The 1,937-nt window shown below is 56.0% G+C and carries 1 rRNA gene; it reads right to left on the bottom strand.

Annotation, left to right across the window (positions count from 1 at the left end):
* Nucleotides 1-229: 229 nt before the first annotated feature.
* A 16S ribosomal RNA gene (locus tag ACFCVM_RS19585) occupies nucleotides 230-1,757 on the bottom strand.
* Nucleotides 1,758-1,937: the final 180 nt, after the last annotated feature.

Genomic DNA, 1,937 nt, shown 5'->3' with positions numbered 1-1,937 from the left:
CCCCACGCCAAAAACGCGGGAAGTTGTCCGGTCCCTCAGGACCCAACAGCGTGCATGCACCCGACCGGCCGGCCCCCACCGTTCCAACCACCCCCCGAAGGAGAAGGCGTACTAGGTCTGAACCATTCAGACGAGCACCTATGTCAATGTTCCACCCATGAGCTGCCAGCAGACACGTTCGGTCTGATCTGGCATGCCTGGACCACCAAAGGTGGCCAGTGCTCCTTAGAAAGGAGGTGATCCAGCCGCACCTTCCGGTACGGCTACCTTGTTACGACTTAGTCCTAATCACCGATCCCACCTTCGACGGCTCCCTCCACAAGGGTTAGGCCACCGGCTTCGGGTGTTACCGACTTTCATGACTTGACGGGCGGTGTGTACAAGGCCCGGGAACGTATTCACCGCAGCGTTGCTGATCTGCGATTACTAGCGACTCCGACTTCATGAGGTCGAGTTGCAGACCTCAATCCGAACTGAGACCGGCTTTTTGGGATTCGCTCCGCCTTACGACATCGCAGCCCTTTGTACCGGCCATTGTAGCATGCGTGAAGCCCAAGACATAAGGGGCATGATGATTTGACGTCATCCCCACCTTCCTCCGAGTTGACCCCGGCAGTCTCATATGAGTTCCCACCATTACGTGCTGGCAACATACGACGAGGGTTGCGCTCGTTGCGGGACTTAACCCAACATCTCACGACACGAGCTGACGACAACCATGCACCACCTGTATACGAGTGTCCAAAGAGTTCCACATTTCTGCGGCGTTCTCGTATATGTCAAGCCTTGGTAAGGTTCTTCGCGTTGCATCGAATTAATCCGCATGCTCCGCCGCTTGTGCGGGCCCCCGTCAATTCCTTTGAGTTTTAGCCTTGCGGCCGTACTCCCCAGGCGGGGCGCTTAATGCGTTAGCTACGACACGGAAACCGTGGAATGGTCCCCACATCTAGCGCCCAACGTTTACGGCGTGGACTACCAGGGTATCTAATCCTGTTCGCTCCCCACGCTTTCGCTCCTCAGCGTCAGTTACGGCCCAGAGATCTGCCTTCGCCATCGGTGTTCCTCCTGATATCTGCGCATTCCACCGCTACACCAGGAATTCCAATCTCCCCTACCGCACTCCAGTCTGCCCGTACCCACTGCAGGCCCGAGGTTGAGCCTCGGGATTTCACAGCAGACGTGACAAACCGCCTACGAGCTCTTTACGCCCAATAATTCCGGACAACGCTCGCACCCTACGTATTACCGCGGCTGCTGGCACGTAGTTAGCCGGTGCTTTTTCTGCAGGTACCGTCAAGCCGAAGCCCTTCTTCCCTACTAAAAGAGGTTTACAACCCGAAGGCCGTCATCCCTCACGCGGCGTTGCTGCATCAGGCTTTCGCCCATTGTGCAATATTCCCCACTGCTGCCTCCCGTAGGAGTCTGGGCCGTGTCTCAGTCCCAGTGTGGCCGGTCACCCTCTCAGGCCGGCTACCCGTCGACGCCTTGGTGAGCCATTACCTCACCAACAAGCTGATAGGCCGCGAGTCCATCCCAGACCGAAAAAACTTTCCACCCAAAACCATGCGGTTCCAGGTCCTATCCGGTATTAGCTCCGATTTCTCGGGGTTATCCCAGAGTCCAGGGCAGGTTACTCACGTGTTACTCACCCGTTCGCCACTAATCCCCCAGAGCAAGCTCCAGGTTCATCGTTCGACTTGCATGTGTTAAGCACGCCGCCAGCGTTCGTCCTGAGCCAGGATCAAACTCTCCAAAAAAAATGGTTCCAACACCCCGAAAGGCATTGAGAGTTTCAATCTCTGACTGAAAGAACAATCAAACTGACTGTCCATCAATCCAAAGGAATCCTCCCCCCACCAAAGGTGAGGTCGGGGTTCAATAATTTGGCATTGAACATAGTGCACGCTGTTGAGTTCTCAAGGAACGGACGCACCCGA

It is taken from the genome of Agromyces sp. NPDC056389 (genome assembly GCF_042262385.1).
Taxonomy (GTDB): domain Bacteria; phylum Actinomycetota; class Actinomycetes; order Actinomycetales; family Microbacteriaceae; genus Agromyces.
This window is presented reverse-complemented; position numbering and strand designations above follow the sequence as displayed.